Here is a 20,176-nt window from a genome sequence, read left to right as displayed (position 1 = left end):
CCTATCCTCCGTATAATTCATCAAACCTTATCATATGGCAACATTTGTCTATGCTAGAATAATCCTGTAAGAGAGATTCGAAAAATACTAGATAGGAGATGAGTTTAATGAAAGCTAGCCATACCATGCTTCGTTTGTTCCTAGCTTCAGCTTTAAGCTTCAGCGTTCTATTCTCCAGTATCAGTTATGCGCCGCAGGCTCATGCAGAAGGTCCGAACGATCCGGCACCCGAAATCCTGCATGTCGGCACTGCTAACGGAAAGAAGGTGCTTTTCGATAATACGCACGGTCAAACGGCAGGTGCAGCGGATTGGGTCATTGATGGCGCGTTCTCCGATTTCGGGAATGCTTTGGCCAATGAGGGCTATGATGTCAAAGAGCTGCGTAAATCAACTCCAATCGTCCTTAGCGACCTATCCTCTTATGACGTCTTCGTAGTTGGAGAAGCGAATATCCCATACAAAGCGACGGAACAAGCAGCTATGCTCCAATATGTGCAGAATGGCGGCAGTATTTTTTTTATAGCGGATCATTATAATGCGGACCGGAACAAGAACCGGTGGGATTCCTCCGAGGTGTTTAACGGCTATCGCCGCGGCGCTTGGGCGAATCCTGCACTAGGCATGTCCACGGAAGAAAGCAATTCCGCAGCGATGAGCGGCGTGGTCAGCTCCGATTGGCTGGCATCCAATTTCGGAGTCCGCTTCAGGTACAATGCCATTGGCGATTTAACGGCTAACCAGATTGTAGCTCCATCGCAAGCCTTCAATATTACAGCCGGCGTATCTACAGTAGCCATGCATGCAGGATCCACACTAGCTATTATCGATCCTAACAAGGCAAAAGGGATTGTATACCTGCCTGCCACCTCCGCAAAATGGAGCAATGCTGTCGATCAAGGCGTATATGCCGGAGGCGGAACCGCCGAAGGTCCTTATGCTGCTATATCCAAAGTAGGCGCAGGCAAAGCTGCCTTCATCGGTGATTCTTCTCCGGTAGAGGACGCGACTCCGAAGTACAATAGAGAAGAAACAGGCGGCACCAAAACAACCTACGCCGGCTTTTCAGAACAAAATGACGCGACTCTCCTAGTCAATACCGTGAACTGGCTTTCAATGAAGGAAAGCTATACGAGCTTAAATCAAGTCAGCGGCCTTACGCTTGACCAAGCTACACCGCTTCTGGCTATAGAAAATCCGCAGACGTCCACCGAACCGCAAAGCGAGCCTTGGGCTGCTCCGGCCGCAGGCTACAAATGGTATGATCCCTCAACGTTCAAAGCAGGTTCATACGGCTACGGCACTTCAGGCGGTGGGGGCGGAACTTCAGGGATCTTCTTCTCTGAATATATAGAAGGCAGCAGCAACAACAAAGCGGTTGAAATTTACAACGGCACGGGAGCAAGCGTTAATTTGACCGGATATTCCGTAAGCTTATCGAACACCGGAACGGCTATTAATTTAAGCGGAACATTAGCGAATGGCGATGTTTACGTGATAGCGAATTCAAGTGCGGCTGCCGGTATTTTGTCGCAAGCAGACCTGCAATCTAGCAATTTAAGCTTTAATGGCGATGATTCCGTCACGTTGGTTAAAAATGGTTCCAGCCTCGATGTCATCGGCAGCGCAGGTACTGCATTTGGTACCGATAAAACGCTTGTCCGTAAAGGAACGATTACTTCCGGTATAACCACTTACAATGCATCACAGTGGGATGCTTATGCGATTAATACGATTTCTAACCTCGGCAGTCATACGGTTACGGCGTCCAATCAACCGCCTCTCGTGGCGAATCCGATTGCCAATAAAAGCGCTGCGCCAGGCGGCAGTTCGTTGATCATTGATGCAACGAATACGTTCAGCGATCCTAATGGAAATGCGCTCAACTTAACGGCTGTTTCGAGCAGCACTTCGATTGCAACCGTTAGTGTTTCCGGCAAGCAGCTTACCATTAACCCGCTGGCGGCAGGCACAGCTGCCATTACGGTTACTGCAGCGGACGGGAACGGCGGCTCTGTAAGTACAACCTTTACGGTCACCGTTACCGCAACAGCTGTTGTGGTTCTAAATGAAGCATTCGAGAGCGGCAGCAAGGGTTCTTACACAGCAGGTAATGTCACTCTGGCGACAGGCTCATGGTATATGGATAACGCATTAATCGGTAATCTGAGCACGGATAAGAAAAACGGGCTGCAGGCTGCCCGTATTAAAGCAGCAGGCTCCATCTCGATGAACTTCAATGCTGCCGGTGCGAAAACGGTGAAAATAAGCCACGCAAACTTCGGCACAGATACTGGCGCTACGTGGAAGCTGCAGAAATCCATAGACAGCGGCTCGAGCTGGACCGATGTGACGGGAACCTTTGCAAGCACCTCTACCCTAGCTGTTCAGAGCATAACCGTAAACGAGACTGCCAGCGTTCGCTTCCGCATACTCGTGTCCGGCACAACCGGCAGTCGTATCAATATCGATGATGTCCAAATCTCCAACTAACGTAACAGGCTGCCGAGAACTCTCGGCAGCCTGTTTTTTAAAATATCAAAATGATTAATATAATCTTAGCCAACTATCACGCTAAACTGCCCGTTAGCATTCGTAAGAAAAACACATCGTACCAAGGGAGCTTAATAAAAAGAGCAGGCCACCGCAGCGCCTACCAAGGGAATTTAATGAAGGAAGGGTATATGATCAATATTCATTAATGATATTTGACGGACTGCCTCACTGTTTTTATTTAAAGGCTCTGTTATTCTTGATTGTTGATTTTCGTGCAATAGGAAAAACCGCCCATTTTACTGAGCGGTTAATTCTGAACTACCGGTGTAGTTATGTGTTTTATTGTGCTTATTGGTTGCCCTGCTCGGCTTCCGCCTCTATGTTCGTGAACCAGAACGTATTACTGGTCTCATTATCACATCCGGTTAGCTTGTAATGGGAGCCGAACTCCTTGTTCTCCTCGAGCTCAATACCCTTGCACACCGTGTTCGGACGACCTGCATCGCTGCCAAACCCGTCCCTCGAGTTGTCGTACGTATACGCAATCGCCTCAGCCCCATCATAGATCAGCTCATAGAAGATCGGGTCACCCTCAACCGTATACTGCGTAATACGCACCTGATTCGGCACGCCCACGTCGAGATTCGCCAGAAACAGCTTCCACTTGTCGAGATTGTACATCTTCCCGTGAACGTTCACGACATCGCCATTCGCCGCTGCTTGGTCAGCATCATAAGGGTCAGACACAGCGGGGAACGCTTTCGGCTTCGCTGGCGGCGCAACCGTCTCCCCCGGTGCAGGAGCAGTGGAAGGATTGGTCGTATTGTCACTAGGTCTGCCCGACTTCTCACTGCAGCCCGATAGCAGCACCAATGCAGCCGCTAATGTTAACACCCATTTGATCATGAATTATCACCTCACATATAAGAACGTTACAGCGAGTACGATTGTTTCAGTAGCACATGCGCTGTTGTTTCTGCAGCTGCCGTCGTGTTGTATTGAGTTAACGTTCCCAGTTAGCTTAATAATTGGTCATCATATTTCTCACTTTAAAACTTTTCCACCCGAGAAATTCCAAGCGGTTTCCAAATGGATCGTTTACATAAAAACGCTTAACACCTTCATCTTCGCGTACAACATCGTCGGTTACTTCAATGCTATTAAGAATTAGATGATCACGTAACGCATCGATATTTTGAACATGAAAAGCGGGATGAGCGATTCTGGTTATATGACGACCCCGATTTGCAAGGGACTTGAAGACCGCATCATTTATGGTGTTAGTTCGCACCGAAGATTTCAACCGACACAAGGGTTATTTCCCAAATGGAAATTCACATATGATGCCGACCGGAACTTGTATAGTTGTCCCCAGCAACAAGAATTGCCTTACCGAACGACAGACCGATACGGATACCGACACTATGCTTCGGATCCAAAGATCTGTGCAGCATGCCCCATGCTAGAAAAGTGTACGCGCTCACGCAAAAAGCGTAAGATCGTCACCCGGCACATCTGGGAGGACAGTAAAGAGAAAGTACGATTAAACCGCCTAAGCAAGTCGGGCAAAAGATTGTACCGAAAACGAAAAGAAACGATTGAGCGAAGCTTCGCGGATGCTAAACAGCTCCACGGGTTTCGCTATTGCCGGTTGCGCGGGTTAAACAACGTAATGGAACAAGCGTTGATGACCGCCGCCGTGCAGAACATGAAGAAGATCACCCTCCACTTGGAACGGAGGGGTAAGGGGTTTAAACCCTCTGTTTCTCACGAAAAGAGAACATAAAAAACAAAAGAGAAACCCGTCGTTTTGAAAAAACGTGGGTTTCTCCACAAGCTGAGGCTACCCATTAATTAAGGGTAGCCCTGAAGGTCTTTGTTTATTTCATTAGTTTAATAACGATGTCTCTCAGGACTAAACTTTCATCCAGTTTTCCTATGAAGAATCTATGTTTACATAGACTCACTCACTATACATATTAATTAAATTGCTGGCTCGGTTGCTGTTATTACAATGCTTACATCGTTTTTAGAAATTACAGTACCACCTGCCGTTTCTTGATATACCCCTACTTGAGAAGTACCACCTGGTGCATATTTTTTATAATATAGTATTCCGTTAGAATTAACTCCGACTTGATAGTTGGTCAAGTAGGCGGTTGTTTTAGCTGGTATTTCTTGTTCCACACCATATTGTTGCCCTTTAGTCCATGTTTTAGCACGATCAACACCGATATTATACTCTAATGTAATTCCGGCAAGGAAACCATTTCCAACTGTTGAAGATCCGCTAATGCTTGAATTCACACTCCAAGTGACTTCTGTTGTTGATTGTTGAGTGTAAGTAACTTTTGAGATAGTTGAAAGACCATTTACAACACGAAAGATCCCTGCATTTCTATATTTCCAATTTCGTGTTGCGCCATTTGGGTCATAACGATCAAAAGCGTATATATACCCATCATTTGGAACAGCTAATGCAGATATTCCATCACTAGTTGTAACTCTTTCGGATAGCGGGATAACTTTAACAGTATTACCATTCATATCTGTTTCCCAAGCCTGTACCTTTGGAAGTTGATACTCACTTGCTTTTACTTGGGTTTCAACTTTGTCCTTAACATATTGAGGAATCGGTTTTTCAGCGTACACTGAACTTGCTAGAGTGAATGTTAGTGATAAAACACTGAAAGCTGTAAAGATTTTCATACGTTTTTTCATTACTAAAATCTCCCGTCTATACTCAATTTATGTTAAAAAGTAACATAATGGTATATTATAGGATGATAGATTCGTTGTCAACTAATGACTATTTGCCTACTTTTTGGATTCTAGCGCTGTCATTAGCCCCCTAATTGCACTTTTTGTTATGTCAAGGTTGGTTTTTTTTGATGTATTCTGCATTACTGTAATTACTAGATTTCTGTATGTCAAAGTAGCTAGATCTGTATTATCGGATAGTTCCTCACTGGTATTATCATATCCAGTTGGGATATCCCAAGAAACTAGCTCCTTACCCATATCAGTATTAGTGAAAGCTAAACGAATATGAATTTGAGAGGATTGGTCTTTATTCTCAAAAATGAAGAGTTGTTGTACAGGACGTTGATCATTCAATGATCCACTTACAGTAAGAGTATCCTTTTTGCCAAACGTAAGTTCTTTTTCAATAATAAATATACTCGGTATTAAGGGATAATTTTTTATCTCGTATCCAGGTATTACAATATCTTCCGCCAACTGATTTGTTAATTCAACAAACTGTTCATATGAGTAGAGACTGTTAGTTTTATTATTAGAATCTACTTGTTCATTTGACACTGCAGGACTATTAGATATATCTTTTTCCGATATGGGTTCATTAAAATCACAGCCTGAAATTAATGCTATTCCCAGAACAAGTGTACCGAATGTAATTTTCGTTTTCAAAATTAAAACACTCCTTCAAATTCTTTTATGTATGTCCTTCTATAACTCTTGTTAAATCCAATAAAAGCTGTTAGGGAGTTGAGACAAAAAATATATTGTGAGTATAGGTAATGAATGAAATGAACATTATTTGATTATCATCTTACCACAATATAACTGTACCGTCTAAACATTACTTAAGTAACAATATTTTCTAAATCTAAAGTCCTAGGCTATCACTTGTTTCTCTAATTCCTTGTTGTAAAGCAAAATGGTTGTAATTGTCGCCTCTTTCACTCGTTGATGATATTCATACTAAAGTGTCAGAGCGCAGCTGCGAGTGCCCGGCGGCAATTATCTCCCCCGCCCGCTGAAGCCCTCAAAACAGAAAATTACCCAAATCGAGTTTATTAAACGTCGTGAAATATAATGAATATTTTCATGATCGAATGGGCATTTTTGAGCTAATGGAGGGAAAACAATGAATACAGTATGGAAAGGTGCGATCAGCTTCGGTCTCGTCCATATCCCGGTTAAAATGCACTCCGCCACCGAGGATCACGATATCCACTTTCGGACGCTACATAAATCCTGCAGCACTCCGATTTCGATGACTCGAACTTGCCCGCGTTGTGATGTCAAAGTCGATTCAGCAGACACGGTAAAGGGTTACGAATACGAAAGTAGCAAGTTCGTGCTGTTTAGCGAGGAAGAAATTGAGGCCATTAAGCCAGAATCGGCCCGGGTCATTCAGATTTTAAGTTTTGCCGATCTCCCGCAAATCGACCCGATCTATTTCGACAAGCCCAGGACTAGTTATCTAGTCCTTTTTATTTTAAAAAGGGGAGAGTATTGTCGAGTGTCAAAAAAGGAGAATAAAAACAGAAATTAAAAAATGCAGGTGACAAGAAAATTATTTCATTAATAGCCGCGTTTCGTGACTTTTTCCGTTATCGAATAAAATTCTTGTTTCACGACACGCAAATGCACCACAACCAGAATACTAGGGCGCAATCGCCTTGGCATATTTGCGTTGTCAGTTCCGATCCGGAAATCCATGGAATCTGGCTGTTGACGGGGATGATGTTCTTCGGGGGTGTCGGACGGGCTAATGCGGCGGCTGGAGGTGAAGAGCGCATCACAGTGAGCTGGTTCGTGCCGGGAGCGGACTTGGAGCTCTATCTGACGATCGTGACGCTTCAGGCGGCGCAGCTGGCCGACATATACGTTCGTTGGCGTATCACCTAGCACGATCGGCTACTAGTGACGCTGATGGTCGGCGGAGAGGAAAGATGAATTCGTCAGTATCTTCACAGCCTTGTGGTGCAACCAGTTGCACATGATCGACTCCGTCAAAAATGAATGACATAACACTTCCCCTTATGTTTCGTCAAATGAAATTTAGTTTTATCTAATAAATCCATACTATAAAATTATCCATAAAAAGTTCAGATAATTTAGTGAGGAAGTGTTACGTTATCCTGCCCGTTCGTATTATGAGGTCACCAGATCTTTCTGGTGGACCTCATTTTTGTGTGGTCGTAAGATAGCGGTAGCCGGGGATCGAACGTTTCTGCCCGTGGGAGCTGGATCCCGAGAGCTATTCAGTTCATACCCCCTATTTGTTAAACCATGATTAGGCTGGTTGGGACAATGATCCCGAATCACATGCGATAATGTGGAAGACAAGAAGGCTAGGGGTTGCCGGTGAAAATAATATAAGGAGTGGTTTAATGAACCCTGTAATTGGATTGGATGTATCTAAAGGAGAGAGTCATGCGCAAGCTTTTTCAGATCGCGGTGCGCCCTACGGCAAGACCTATCGTTTTGAGCATAACCTAGAAGGACTTGCATCCTTTCTCCGTTATGTTCAAGACCTGGAATCCTTTACTGGACAGCGCCCGGCCGTTGTTTTGGAAGCGACAGGCCACTATCATAGCCCCGTTGTTCAGTTTCTAGACGAGCATCAGTATCTGTATATCATAATAAATCCGTTAATCTCACACCAAGCGAAAAAGACTAATTTACGCAAGGTGAAAACGGATGTTGCTGACGCGTACCAGTTAGGGGAATTGTTCTACAAAGAAGAGCTCGAGCCTTACAAAAAACGTGGTCAGTATCTTATGAATCTGCGTTACCTGACACGCCAATATGAGTCATTGACGGGGATGTATGTTCAGGCAAAGCTACAATTCCAGGCTGTGCTGGATCAGGTTTTTCCAGAGTATCGTGGCGTGTTTGGCGACCTTTATTCGAAGGTGTCTCTTCGTTTCCTGGCTCTATATCCAACATCCCAATCGGTGCTAGCGATGTCAGAGGAAACCGTTACAACCAACATTCAGCGGCTTGTTGGGCATGTCACTACCAATCGATGGTCGCTGGAAAAGACACAGATACTACTAGCAGCAGCAAAGCGAAATCCCTTCAGGAAGACAGCTTTTCCGAGTCATTTAATCTCGCTCGAGCTGCTCATTAATTTGCTACTTCAATACCAAGAGCATCTAGCGAAACTTGATAAATCGATAGAGGCTCTGGCTGAAGAATTAATGGAGTACGATCTAATCCAATCGATACCCGGCATTGGCACCAAAATTGCTGCAACAATTTTAGCTGAGATCGGGGAAATTGATCGGTTCGATCATGCAAAGAAACTGGTTGCGTTTGCTGGTATTGATCCTAGCGTGTTTTCTTCCGGCAAGTTTTCAGCAACCCGAAATAAAATCACAAAACGCGGTTCTAGGAGGCTCCGGACAGCCTTATATCAAGCTGTAAGATGTGGACTGAAAGGCTCACGTAACAAGAGAATAAGAGATTATTACGACAAAAAGCGAGCAGACGGCAAACTATTTAAAGTAGCTGTAATCGCTTGTGTTAACAGACTGATCCACTGGATATACGCGATTTTAACGAAGAAAGAACCTTTCTGCCTAGACTGATTAAGCAATGTTTAGACATCGAGGAAAACCTTCCCAATTTCTATGGGACGGTTATTTGTCATGCACTTTTATCAGTATAACAACCTTCATTGCATTCATTAATAATTAAATATTGACAAGCTATTAGCTGGAATAGCGTAATGAAGCAGCCGATCATTGTGGTCGGCTGCTTCCGTGTTTTTATTGAACTATCGTTCTCGATAGTTGAATGAAATTGTAGCTTCATACTAGCTTCTCATAAGTCACTATGCCATATTATTCCTCGAAAATAATGACCATTTTCTTACTTCCCATATATTCTACAGAAGTATTTAACTGCTCCGCCACAAATCGTACTGGGACGAACGCGCTGCCGTTCTTCAGAAGTAAAGGAGCGTCTTGCATCACCGTTTGCTGGCTCACCTTGACCTGCCTGTTCCCCACAATCCAACGAATTGTTTTACTTTCCTTTTGAATCGTCACCTCTTTGGTAGTCTGGTTCCAGTTCACGGTTGCCCCAAGCTTCTCGGAGATGAAACGAATCGGCACATAGGTACGACCCGATAGCATAAATGGCGCTGCAGAAATTTGGTAAGGGCTGTCCCCCACATAGGCAGTATGGCTGCCTATGACCAAACGCTGTGTCTTATGCTGAGTACCGTAGTAACGATCCGCATTCACTTTATAGAATAATTTGTTTGTTTTGCTGCCTTGGCTTAAATCCAAGTAGTTGTCGCTCAAGTGCAGTTCGTAGCGTTCCGCACCCGTATCCCAATGGAAACCAAATTCAATGTGTTGAATCGGCTCCAAATCCCACACCCGATTGTTGTTCAAATCTAGAGTTCCAAGAAACTTCAAATTTTTTAACGGTTCTAAATTCCACACTCGATTGTTGCTCAAGTAGAGGGAACTCAGCTTGTTCAAATGGGTTAACGGTTCTAAAGCTTTAATCTTGTTGGATGATAAATCTAATCCAGACAAGCTAGTTAATTTCGCTAAAGGAGCAAGACTCTCGATATTATTGTTACTGGCAGAGAGCCACCCGAGATTGTAAAATCCTTCTAGTGGCTTAAGATCAGAAACCTGGTTGCCGTCAATCGCGAGTTGGATCAAACTTTTGGGTAGCATTCGAAGCTGAGAAAGATCCCTGATTTTATTGTTAGATACGTTAAGATATTCCAGCTCATTTATATTGCTAAGTGGTGCTATGTCTTCTATTGCATTGTGATCAGCTTCCAACTCGTTTAGATGGGGCAGCTGTTTCACTAAGTATAGCGATGAAATCTGATTATAGCTAATTGATAGATATTTGATCTCCTTCAGAAGTGACAATTCTTCGATTGATGTGATTTTATTTCCTTTGAGGCTGAGAGTATGAATCTTTGAAAGTTTCTTAAGCGGTGTAAGATCCGTAATTTCATTCCCATTTAAACTAAGTTGTGTGATATTGACGGCATACTCCAAACCCCGCAGATCCTTAATTCCTCTACCGTCCAAATATACGACGGTAAGAGATTCTAAATCCGCTTTAGTAAGCGGTTCATCGTCTTTTTTACCTAACCACGATTTAATCGCTTGTTCTAAATTAGGATCCTGGAAAACTACAGCCTGTTGGTTAGAAGCCTCCATGTAAGCTTGTCCTGGAAAACCTAAACATAGGATGAAAATAATTAAAAATCCAGCGATCTGTTTCTTCATTCTGACCATTCCTTCTCACGATGATTGAATATTGTTGACTTGCAGAATAACCGCTACAAACCAGCCAATTTTAATTATAACACCTTAGTTCTTCGTAAAAATAAGAAAAATAATGAAACAGTACCACCATAATTAATATGTATCATTAATATGGAAGTAAAGAAAAGGGAACTCAGAATTCAACTACCTCTTGACGGCTGATTGGAACCACTTGTAAGCAAGAGCTAGATTAACCTGCCCGTTAGCTTAATGATATGAGCAGGCCACCGCTGTGCCTGCTCATCTATGTGTGTTATTCAACTATCGCACCCGTTAGCGTAGTAAAGTCGTGTTATTGCAGTTGACTGCTATCTTCGCCACCTAACGGTTCAAACGCTGCTAAAAGCTTCTGTGCCATTATCTCGTCCCCATTGTAATAAAAGACGAGTATTCTGCCCATACCATAAGATCCATTAGGGGGAACAGCACCAGCGGCTGGAAATGGGTCACGTTGTACTTCCTTCCTCTGGTTAACGGTAGGGAAAATGTATATCGTCAAGTTTCCTGGTTCGAGTTGATATAAGTGCCGCTCAGCGCCTTCTCTTTGCAGATCGTATGCACTACGGGATTCAGTTCTTTCTGCATATTGAATTTCTGCATCATCAAGGACAGATAACAAGTGTTCTAATGATACATCTAACGATGCGTCTTTTGAACAACCTACTCCAGTGAAGATGATCGTGACGACGCAAATTGCAAGAATCATCTTTTTTATTGTCTTTTCCTCCCTTCTACACAAAAATGCAATTCTTGGCCCCTTATCATTCCTTTAACAGAAACAGACGGATACAGACAAATATTTGTTCCTCTAATCTGCCCGTTAGCTTAATACCTTCTCGTAACATTCCCGTATTCACGGCGTCCCACCGACTTAAGGCTTTATATGTATTATTAATATTGAAAACTAATTGCCGGGCAGTTGGATGCCACGCCAGCCGCTTACATCGCATTGGCCATATTCATTATCACCCACAGCAACCACCGTGCCGTCAGATTTAAGCCCGAGAGTATGAGCGCACCCCGCCGCAACCGCCACAATATCGCGCCAGCCACTTACATTGCATTGGCCATGCTCATTCCTACCCACAGCCACCACCGTTCCGTCCGATTTAAGCCCGATTGTATGATTACTACCCGCCGCTATCGCCACAATACCGCGCCAGCCGCTTACATCGCATTGGTCATGCTTATTCCAACCCACAGCCGCCACCGTGCCGTCAGATTTAAGCCCGACGGTATGAAGGTAACCCGCCACTGCCGCCACTATGTCGCGCCAGTCGCTTACATTACATTGGCCATACCGATTATTACCCACAATCGTCACCTTGCCGTCCGATTTGAGCCCGACAGTATGCCAGTCACCCGCCGCTACCGCCACAATATCACGCCAGCCGCTTACATTGCATTGGCCTTCATTTTTTCGACCCACAGCCACCACCGTGCCATCCGATTTAAGCCCGACGGTACGACGCCAACCCGCCGCAACCACTACAATATCGTGCCAGTCGTTTACATCACATTGGTCATGCTTATTCCAACCCACAGCCGTCACCATGCCGTTAGATTTAAGACCGATTGTATGAGCATTACCCGTGTTCGTCGCCATATGAACATTACCAGCCGCAACCGCCACAATATCGCGCCAGCCGCTTACATCACATTGGCCATATTTATTATCACCCACAGCCGTCACCGTTCCGTCCGCTTTAAGACCAACGGTATGACGACGACCCGCCGCTATGGTATCTTTAGGCCATCGTTTCACCTTTAACGCCGCTTCAATCGGTGAAGTGTAATCCATGTTTTACCTCCTTGAAAACAAGACCTATTTTATTATCAGGTCATGCTCCTTGCGAACTTCGCAAACACCTCAACATTTTAAATATTTCGCGCATCCATTAAACTATCCTGCCTGTTAGTTGAGTACGGTTCCTTAACCCATCAACACTTAGAAATAACGGCGGTATAGTTCTCGTCGTCGTTCCCCCCGGAGTTGGGCATAAATTTGAGTAGTTGATGCTATCTCGTTCAACTCGGAAGCCTACGAGGAGCTGCGGATTCTCATGGCCAACTGCGACACGGTTGCCAAACGGCTGAACAGCGCCGTTAACCAGATTCATCGCTGGGTAGATATTGTCTTTCCGGAACTTCGTCACGTCTTTAAAATCCTTACCTGCACCAGCGCCATAGCCACGTTAAGGCTGTTTCCTCTCGGAAGGACATTAGCCAGTTAACGAAGGAACAAGTCATTGCCGGCTGGAAGCAATACGTGAAACGCCATGCGGGCGTTCATCGAGCCGAGCAGCTCATTGCCCTGGCTAAACGCAGTGTTGGCGCCACGCAGGCGCTGTACGCCTACAAACTGCACTTGGGTCAACTGCTCGAAAAATACGACTTGGCGCAGCGCCAGCTTGAGCAGATTGAGCACGAGCTTCACTACATCCTGGTGCGTATTACGTACGCCCAGAAGTTGCTTGCCATTCGAGGCGTAAATGCAACGAGCTTAGGTGAAGCCGGTGATCTGAGCGGCTATGCACACGGCAATGCTTTGCTTCGCCATACCGGGCTAAATCTAGCAGAAGCCAGTTCCGGGAAATGGCGTGGAAAGATGGCGCTCAGCAAACGTGGGCACTCTCGTCTCCGACGCTTCCTCTATCTCATGACGATGTACATGGTCATGACCAATCCGGATGTTAGAGCGCTGCACCACTACAATGTCGACGTGAAAAAGCTAAAGAAAATGAAATCTATTATGATTGAGCTGGCGTATCCCGTTAGCACAATGACCTGCTCGGCATTTATGATACGGTTCACCGTTCACCACGCATGAGTTGAAGTATTACGAACACAAAAACCATCCTTCAACTTTTGCGAGGGATGGTCTTATTTTCAAGTATAAATTTAGCGCAGAGGAATATCGAAAGTTTCCTCGCCGACAAGGACCTTTAACATTAATGATTTATCGCTTTCAGCAACGGGTTTTGGAACTTGAAAGTAACCATGCACACGTCCTTCCGTCAGTGAGTCCACAGAAGAACCTGTTTTAAAATCGCTCCCGTCCTTCTCCTCCACCGCTCCAATTCCCTCAAATTCATGTTTACCGTCATAAAGTGCAAAGAACTGAATCAAACCCAGTTGATGACCAAGGGAAACGCTGTCTATTGTATCATTGTTAAGCGTGCCTTCGATATGTAAAAAAATTTCACTGTCGCTTAAAATCTTTCTCCCCACACTATCATCTTTCGGATTTGACGGTTCGATAATGCTGCTAAATTCCGCAGTCTCCAAAGTAAATACAACGGAATCATCATATTTGAATACTTTGCTTTCCTTCAATAGATTTGTAGCTGCTGATTCATTAGGGACTTGATCCTCCAGAGTGCCCTCATTCCCCCCCTTTGTTTCCCCAGAATTCACTTCAAATACTTCGGCATTGGTGCTTGCTGATCCATTCTCCGTTGAGCTTGCATATGCCTGATTACTTGGGAGCGATTTTTCAGTCGTTCCACAGGCTGTTAAAGAAAGTGCCGCAAATGCTGCTGTCAATAACCAAGCATTTCTTTTGTTCATCTTCTTTTTAATCTCCCTCATCTAAGATGTGCCAGTACAAGGCCAATATGATCCATTACCCATTAAGGGAGCAAGTTACACAGCAGTATCAACATTTTTAAACTACACTAATCCGTGCGTTGTGATTCTTTGGTTTGTTTTCTTCTTAAATATCCGCAAACATTGTCCCTTGTTCGAGGAGAACAATGCAATGTCATGTGTAAGCGACGGGTCGGAATATGGAGGGTAACTATAGTTGGCATACAACAACTAACCCCACACCTTTCGAAGAATGTCACCGCCATATAATGTTTCTGTTGGGCGAAGGTACATTGTCCGACAGTATCATGTTTCAACTAACCTCCCTTTAGCTTAACGACAGAAGGAGCAGCTACCGCGGCGGCAAACTGCTCTTGGATTATTGAACTAAAGTTCTCCGTTAGCTCAATGATTCTTAGGAATAACAAAAATTTCTACAATCTCATTTAAACTCACTTGCTGATCATCTTCTAAGGTCAAGAGGTTATCGAAAAGACTTAACGCCTTCCCTCTTACAACCCTTTGATCATTGAGTATTAAGACAACATTATGTTGTTCCTTAACAGAGTAATTTACAAATTTGAGCCTCTCCTCCATGCTAAGAACTCACCTTCTTGTTTAGTATTTCGATAGCAGCTGCCGCTGGGTAAAAACTGCTCCATTATGAGCTTTAACTAACGTTTCCCGTTAGTTCAATAATATCTTCCATTTTAGGTGTTCAAAATTCTTCGATCAACGAAACCCCTTTTGTAATCCGCATTCTACTATCTCGCAAAAAATCACGTGTCCAATCGTCTGGTTGACTTAAATTCCAGCTTCGTTGCATACCGACGAATACGATAATTTCGCGTAGTCGAAGGAAGAGCCCAAGCTGGTTCTTCCAGCCTTCAGGCATTTGACGGCCATCCTCTGTATAGCCTTGTTCGAAATGTTTAATGAAAAGTTCGTACTGCATCTTCCGTTCGGACTTCGAATCTTCTCCGAATACATACAGCAAGTAATAGAGTTGGATTGCAATGTCTTCGGCATACCAACTGTACTGACATTCGTCGAAGTCGAAGAGCGTTATTCCCCCTGATTCATCGACTGTGAAATTTCCCACATTGATATCCCCGTGAATCAAGCCGAAATTATCAGCAGTAACAGGCAGACTAGCCAAATATGCTTTGAGTTCATCAAGGGCAAGAAGAATTGGTTGATGCTCTGACGGTATATAATTTCTGGCCCGCAAGATGTATTCATTACGCTCCCAAATGTGCCTTTTAGCCATAGGTTTGTAACGCTTTGCCAGTTCATGGAGACGGCCGGTCATGCGTCCGCATTGTTCATAAAGTATGGAGTTACCTAGGCATTCTGGGTATCCAATTTTATGACCGGGTGCGTGTTTGAAGGAGGTCACGTAGAAATCCATTATATTTCCCTGGATTCGTTCGAAGTCCTTTCCATCAACTGAAAGTACCGGCTCTGAAACCGACAAACCATTCCCCGAAAGATAACGAATCCATTCTAATTCAGCTGCAAGTCCTTCCGACGTGCGAAGAGTGCCAGGAGTGAAACGGAGAATATATTTCATTTCATCGCGATTGTAGGAATAAATAAAGTTCTGAAAGCCTCCAATGAAAGTCAGCTTCTCAGGGCAGACTCCGAATCGCGCCGCGCCTTCTACTGCATGTTCGTCCAGGAACATTCATTTTATTTTGGGGTCCATGAGTTCTCCTTGGTAATTAAGTCGTGATTGAACAATCGAATAAACTATTTTCCATACTCCGGTTACCTCAATTTAATAAAATGAATGCCTGGTGACATGTGAAAGCCTCACTTTCGAGAAATCTCTATTCCATAGCAATTTTACTAATCCAGCATTTTACAGTCAATGAAAACTGGTTTAACCATTACGTTAACCTGCCAGTTACTTCAATAGAAAAGAGTAGCTGCCACATAGAAAACTCCCCAACTAACGTGTCCCGTTAGCTTAACGCCCAGCTGTACTTCTATTCTAAATACTTAAGATAATCTAGCAAAAAATTCTTAATAACTTATTAAAGATTTATATCGATTCCCTCTAAATATCATATGCTTCTACTTCATGATATTTCAAATCAAACAATATAGGTGGTAAATAGACTGGATTCATCCAAAAATATGATAAGTCGTTACCTAACTGACCCAACATCATAGTACCTGTTTTATTATGCTGTAACATCCATTTCCCACTTGCAACCGCTTTTCCAGCTTTCACTCTTTCCATAGCCTCATGCCATTTAAATTTAGTATCGCTACTTTTTTCTATTTCAATGAGCTTTTGTTCATAAATCAATAATTTATTCTTTTCGATTTCTTCTGTATAGTCAGAATCCCACACCTCTAAAAATTCGAAACCTTGTAACTTAAATTGAATAACTAAATCACGAAATTTATCTGTTACATAAACACTAGTGTTCACTTTCTCAGGTATCTTAAAAATCCACTCATCTTGTAAACAATGTTCATGGAAATATAATGAATTAAATCCCCCAAATCTCCCTGAAGGCATCACATCATATTCTGATCTCGCATAATCAACACAGTCAATTACATTTGTTACATTCACGAGAAACAATTCGTACTCATGTTCAATAGGTAATAACTCTACATAAGGATTTATATATGTTTTCAATATACTTAGTGAAGATTTTGATAAAACAGGTACCGATTTAGTGAAATTAGGAAAATCAATAATTTTTCGTTTTATAGTCGTTTTGAATTTAATAGGTTGCCAATCAACACTATTTTCTCCGTTAAAATTTATTTTCTTTCGGTCTTCTTCACGATTAGACACAATAATAACGATACTTTTATCAGACGATAACAATTCCCAAACCTTCAATATGTTCAACTCCAATTTTATAATCTTCCTAATATTAGTGTCCCATCTAGAAGCTGTTCACGAATTTTATGAATTTGAAAAAGAATCGCTGCTTGATCTCCTTCATAATTTCCAATCAATTCTAGAACATTATCATAATACCTTTTTTGCGTTTAAACCAACGTAAATACAACGATGCTCCCGGTCAATTACTACGCTAAACTGCCCGTTAGTTTAATGATGCACCGTCAGTCTACAACAAGATTCAGTACATAACTTATCTTATGTATTGAAAAAACCAGCCCCCTTAAAGGACTGGTTCGCCGCTGCCATCATTGAACTATCGTTCCCCGTTAGTTCAATCATTTTATCGTAAGAAAATACATTCAAATCGTTCGACTCCTGGGTATTTTTCCCCGAGGCTCATTACCGTGAACCCAAGTTTGTTATAGAACCCAACAGCATCTTTATCAGTTTCAGCTTTCATTTTTACTATGTTTTTGGCTTGCACATATTCATGTATCATCCTTCTCCCAATACCTTTACCGCGATAATCTGGCTTTATAGCGATATGTTTTAGTTCGACTTCACCTATTGACCCATGTATTACGCCAATTAAACCTACTAACTCATCGTTTAAGAACCTTCCATAAAGTCCCCTTGAATCATCTTCAAGATATTTAGTTATTTCTGCATTAACTCTTTCTTCATCTGACCACATGCATTCAGATAATAGCTTGTTAACTACGCTTAAGTCATTAAAATCCTTTAGATTAATCAAGGAAGCCACCGCCCTGTTTAGTTGTTCCTTTAACCATTCTCGAAGTTAGTTGCATTAACCTGCCCGTTAGCGTAATGAAGCAGCCGATCATTGTGGTCGGCTGCTTCCGTGTTTTTATTGAACTATCGTTTCCCGTTAGCGTAACGATTCGCCCGTTATTTACGAGGTTATTGCTATTTGATGGAGGCTTTAGTTGCGTTATACACCTTTTCTGTGAACTCGTCAATTTCATCTCGCGACATACGCAAGCGGCTTTCTGAATCGCCGTATCCGATTTCCGTTTTACCTTCTTCCAGGGCGACCGAACAAACTTGATACTCGCTGTAGAACGCCCAGCTGAACATTTACCAGTATAGAAATCGTATGTTTCTTAATCATTCGAAATCCCCCATTATCAACTGATCTAATGTCGTCCCACCGAGAACCATTTGACATACATTTTCTTCTTTTGGCACAACAAACTCAACAAGCACAGGTCCAGGTGTCTCCAGAGCCTCTTGCCAAATATGGTATGCCTCTGCTTTTGTGCTTGCTCTTAATCCCTTAACTCCGTATGCTTCAGCTAGTTTTACGTAAACGGGACTACCAGCTTGATCAATCTGGCTATAACGACTTTCGTAAAAGATTTCCTGTCGTTGCCTCACCATGCCTAATACTCGATGCCGCGCCTTACATCGCTATCACAACTCTATTTTATTGGTGCAAGCTTAATAATAGAACTTGGTATGGAGACCGACCCCGAGCTTTCTTGGTGAAATCCTGCGAATGAGTCAATATACGTGATTGTTACTTAACTTAAGCTGCCTCTGCCCTCTCCTTCTCCGAAACCAGTTTTTGAAGAAGCGGCCTTGCTGATAGATTAATTATATTTATACATCTCTACTTTAAGAGCAGCTGCTTTTCGACCTACCGAAATCATATAAGCAGCTTCATCACCGTTCAATATTCTACCTTTAATCCATTGATCATTCATAAACTCGCCTTCCTCGATTTGAATGTAGCCGATCTTATCCGTTTCTCCCGATTTCGGAAGAAATTCCACCGAGAACCCGATTCCCGCAAATAGAAACTCATCCTCGCTAATCTCGATAACCAGCCCTCCTGAAACTGGCTTGCCGTCCTCCTGCCGTTTATAGGTAAGCTTTACATCATATTTCGAGAAAGTCAGCAAGCATCCACTGTTATGATGCTGCAGGAAACCGGTCATTTTCCCAGTACCCCGATACCGGTTAATAATACCCATCATATTGCCGAGCAATCTATAGCTTTCGGCGAGAAATGGTCCGGTACCGTTTAAGATGAAGGCCGACATATCGATATTAAGTGCCATCATGATTCCGAAATCCGGCCCGTCTTCATTTGTCGCAGTAGCAAGAAAATCCTCAATACCAAACGGGGCAAAGCATAGTGCATTATGCTTTCCGATGGCGTAAAATACGTTCGTTGCCGACACCATATCTCTTCTTGCTTCCGGAATGAAGAGAGGATTGCCGTCTGCCGTATATTCTTCGCAAACCTCAGCAAAATTAGGTAAATAAATATCAGGCGCATACAGACAGATGGTCGGAGCAGCATGCTTCCATATTTTCATAACCTTCGCAATTGGACCGCCGCTCGGATAAGTTCCAGCCTTCCAAGGGTATTGCTCCAGCCATGCGTTAACAAACATTGGAAGCGGATACGCTTCCGAACCTGATTTGGCAATTTTTTCTATAGCGCAAGCATAGTGATAGGCCATGAAATTTTCAGCGGCTGCTTCACCAAATACCTCTCTCCAGTTCCCGTTATTACTATATAGGGCAGCAAGGCCCGAAGGAATAACCTCTTCAAATTGCTTGTTAGCCTTATCCGAGTAATCTCTATCCGCGCCCAAAAAACCAATTTCGTTCTCGATTTGCATCATAATGACGGTTTGTTCCTCCCCGTCTATTTCCTTCAAATGCTTCATCAGAGAATGAAACGCAGTGGCGTCCGCTTCAACGGCTGCGCCGCATAGCGGTGAAATCGTATCAGATGCCGCTCCGCCCGGATAACGCGCTCTGAAATAGGATTGATAATCCTTTTTCACCCAGGAAGGCGCATAAGTAGATCGACCATTTTTCCACAATCCGAACCATAGCAGGACAAGTCTTACGCCTTCTTCTCTTGCCTGCTCGATAATGCCGTCAACCAGAGCAAAGTCATACTGACCTTGAACGGGCTCCATTAGTTCCCAAAAAACGGGCACGATCACGGTATTCAAATACAAGCCTCGTAAATTCGGCCAAACTTTCGTCTTCATATATTCGAGACTGGACGAACTGGAGTTATGAATCTCACCGCTTAAAGCAATATAGGGTGCTCCGTCCACATACAAAGTTGTTAATCCATCCTCATTTTTGAGATAGGGTAATTGCTTCATTTCATC

Annotated in this window: 15 protein-coding genes and 4 pseudogenes; 6 read left to right on the top strand and 13 right to left on the bottom strand. The window is 43.3% G+C overall.

The features are described 5' to 3' along the window. Positions 1-125: 125 nt before the first annotated feature. Together ACN6MW_RS17955 and ACN6MW_RS17950 are read left to right on the top strand one after the other, a co-directional pair. Positions 126-1,589: pseudogene (locus tag ACN6MW_RS17955) on the top strand (lamin tail domain-containing protein); the annotation flags it as partial. Between the two features lie 195 nt (positions 1,590-1,784). Further along, the gene (locus ACN6MW_RS17950) at positions 1,785-2,492 is read left to right on the top strand and encodes an Ig-like domain-containing protein (protein ID WP_419876380.1); all 708 of its coding nucleotides are present in this window, start codon (positions 1,785-1,787) and stop codon (positions 2,490-2,492) included. Between the two features lie 351 nt (positions 2,493-2,843). Here ACN6MW_RS17950 and ACN6MW_RS17945 read toward each other — a convergent pair whose 3' ends face one another. Then, the gene (locus tag ACN6MW_RS17945; RefSeq protein WP_419871429.1) at positions 2,844-3,401 is read right to left on the bottom strand and encodes a DUF4362 domain-containing protein; all 558 of its coding nucleotides are present in this window, start codon (positions 3,399-3,401) and stop codon (positions 2,844-2,846) included. Positions 3,402-3,516: 115 nt separating this feature from the next. Further along, a pseudogene (locus ACN6MW_RS17940) lies at positions 3,517-3,714 on the bottom strand (hypothetical protein); the annotation flags it as partial. On the opposite strand from ACN6MW_RS17940, the pseudogene ACN6MW_RS17935 reads away from it, so the two are divergent. Further along, positions 3,715-4,281: pseudogene (locus ACN6MW_RS17935) on the top strand (transposase); the annotation flags it as partial. A gap of 197 nt (positions 4,282-4,478) precedes the next feature. On the opposite strand, the gene ACN6MW_RS17930 reads toward ACN6MW_RS17935, so the two are convergent. Both ACN6MW_RS17930 and ACN6MW_RS17925 read right to left on the bottom strand, forming a co-directional pair. Next, entirely contained in the window at positions 4,479-5,216 is a 738-nt protein-coding gene (locus ACN6MW_RS17930; RefSeq protein ID WP_419871428.1) for a hypothetical protein, read from the bottom strand. Between the two features lie 96 nt (positions 5,217-5,312). Continuing rightward, positions 5,313-5,924, bottom strand: a complete 612-nt coding sequence (locus ACN6MW_RS17925) for a hypothetical protein (RefSeq protein ID WP_419871427.1) — start codon at positions 5,922-5,924, stop codon at positions 5,313-5,315. Positions 5,925-6,384: 460 nt separating this feature from the next. Between ACN6MW_RS17925 and ACN6MW_RS17920 the strand changes: the two genes are divergently transcribed. Beyond that, positions 6,385-6,795, top strand: coding sequence for a Ku protein (locus ACN6MW_RS17920; protein ID WP_419871426.1), 411 nt, complete (start codon positions 6,385-6,387; stop codon positions 6,793-6,795). 841 nt (positions 6,796-7,636) lie between these two features. Further along, on the top strand, positions 7,637-8,839 hold the full coding sequence (locus tag ACN6MW_RS17915; protein WP_419871425.1) for an IS110 family transposase: 1,203 nt from the start codon (positions 7,637-7,639) through the stop codon (positions 8,837-8,839). Between the two features lie 255 nt (positions 8,840-9,094). On the opposite strand, the gene ACN6MW_RS17910 is transcribed toward ACN6MW_RS17915, so the two are convergent. From ACN6MW_RS17910 to ACN6MW_RS17900, 3 genes are all read right to left on the bottom strand, one after another. After that, positions 9,095-10,516 (bottom strand): stalk domain-containing protein, encoded by a 1,422-nt coding sequence (locus tag ACN6MW_RS17910; RefSeq protein ID WP_419871424.1) that lies wholly within the window; start codon positions 10,514-10,516, stop codon positions 9,095-9,097. Between the two features lie 331 nt (positions 10,517-10,847). Beyond that, on the bottom strand, positions 10,848-11,261 hold the full coding sequence (locus tag ACN6MW_RS17905) for a hypothetical protein (protein ID WP_419871423.1): 414 nt from the start codon (positions 11,259-11,261) through the stop codon (positions 10,848-10,850). 198 nt (positions 11,262-11,459) lie between these two features. Continuing rightward, positions 11,460-12,356 carry an RCC1 domain-containing protein gene (locus tag ACN6MW_RS17900; RefSeq protein ID WP_419871422.1) on the bottom strand — a complete coding sequence of 299 codons (897 nt, stop codon included), beginning with the start codon at positions 12,354-12,356 and terminating at the stop codon, positions 11,460-11,462. A 468-nt stretch (positions 12,357-12,824) separates the two neighbouring features. Between ACN6MW_RS17900 and ACN6MW_RS17895 the strand changes: the two genes are divergently transcribed. Beyond that, entirely contained in the window at positions 12,825-13,385 is a 561-nt protein-coding gene (locus ACN6MW_RS17895) for a transposase (RefSeq protein WP_419871421.1), read from the top strand. A 71-nt stretch (positions 13,386-13,456) separates the two neighbouring features. Here ACN6MW_RS17895 and ACN6MW_RS17890 read toward each other — a convergent pair whose 3' ends face one another. The 6 genes and pseudogenes from ACN6MW_RS17890 to ACN6MW_RS17865 all read right to left on the bottom strand — a co-directional run bounded on the left by ACN6MW_RS17890 (position 13,457) and on the right by ACN6MW_RS17865 (position 20,170). Then, on the bottom strand, positions 13,457-14,125 hold the full coding sequence (locus ACN6MW_RS17890) for a hypothetical protein (RefSeq protein ID WP_419871420.1): 669 nt from the start codon (positions 14,123-14,125) through the stop codon (positions 13,457-13,459). Between the two features lie 736 nt (positions 14,126-14,861). Then, a complete protein-coding gene (locus tag ACN6MW_RS17885) occupies positions 14,862-15,830 on the bottom strand; it encodes a phosphotransferase enzyme family protein (protein WP_419871419.1) in 969 nt (322 codons plus the stop codon). Between the two features lie 375 nt (positions 15,831-16,205). Further along, a complete protein-coding gene (locus ACN6MW_RS17880; RefSeq protein ID WP_419871418.1) occupies positions 16,206-17,009 on the bottom strand; it encodes an imm11 family protein in 804 nt (267 codons plus the stop codon). A gap of 346 nt (positions 17,010-17,355) precedes the next feature. Continuing rightward, complete coding sequence (locus ACN6MW_RS17875) at positions 17,356-17,778, bottom strand: GNAT family N-acetyltransferase (protein ID WP_419871417.1); 423 nt, start codon at positions 17,776-17,778, stop codon at positions 17,356-17,358. Between the two features lie 365 nt (positions 17,779-18,143). Beyond that, positions 18,144-18,431: pseudogene (locus ACN6MW_RS17870) on the bottom strand (thiamine pyrophosphate-dependent enzyme); the annotation flags it as partial. Positions 18,432-18,628: 197 nt separating this feature from the next. Continuing rightward, positions 18,629-20,170 (bottom strand): DUF5597 domain-containing protein, encoded by a 1,542-nt coding sequence (locus ACN6MW_RS17865; protein ID WP_419871416.1) that lies wholly within the window; start codon positions 20,168-20,170, stop codon positions 18,629-18,631. Positions 20,171-20,176: the final 6 nt, after the last annotated feature.

This window comes from Pristimantibacillus sp. PTI5, assembly GCF_048572955.1.
GTDB lineage: Bacteria > Bacillota > Bacilli > Paenibacillales > Paenibacillaceae > Pristimantibacillus.
Note: the sequence above shows the minus strand (reverse complement) of the source record. Positions and strands in the feature narration are given on the sequence as shown.

Excerpts from the sequence above, each read along its gene's own strand:
- ACN6MW_RS17945 (WP_419871429.1), bottom strand. The coding sequence starts at position 3,401 with ATGATCAAATGGGTGTTAACATTAGCGGCTGCATTGGTGCTGCTATCG.
- ACN6MW_RS17930 (WP_419871428.1), bottom strand. The coding sequence starts at position 5,216 with ATGAAAAAACGTATGAAAATCTTTACAGCTTTCAGTGTTTTATCACTA.
- ACN6MW_RS17920 (WP_419871426.1), top strand. The coding sequence starts at position 6,385 with ATGAATACAGTATGGAAAGGTGCGATCAGCTTCGGTCTCGTCCATATC.
- ACN6MW_RS17915 (WP_419871425.1), top strand. The coding sequence starts at position 7,637 with ATGAACCCTGTAATTGGATTGGATGTATCTAAAGGAGAGAGTCATGCG.
- ACN6MW_RS17910 (WP_419871424.1), bottom strand. The coding sequence starts at position 10,516 with ATGAAGAAACAGATCGCTGGATTTTTAATTATTTTCATCCTATGTTTA.
- ACN6MW_RS17905 (WP_419871423.1), bottom strand. The coding sequence starts at position 11,261 with ATGATTCTTGCAATTTGCGTCGTCACGATCATCTTCACTGGAGTAGGT.
- ACN6MW_RS17900 (WP_419871422.1), bottom strand. The coding sequence starts at position 12,356 with ATGGATTACACTTCACCGATTGAAGCGGCGTTAAAGGTGAAACGATGG.
- ACN6MW_RS17890 (WP_419871420.1), bottom strand. The coding sequence starts at position 14,125 with ATGAACAAAAGAAATGCTTGGTTATTGACAGCAGCATTTGCGGCACTT.
- ACN6MW_RS17885 (WP_419871419.1), bottom strand. The coding sequence starts at position 15,830 with ATGTTCCTGGACGAACATGCAGTAGAAGGCGCGGCGCGATTCGGAGTC.
- ACN6MW_RS17865 (WP_419871416.1), bottom strand. The coding sequence starts at position 20,170 with ATGAAGCAATTACCCTATCTCAAAAATGAGGATGGATTAACAACTTTG.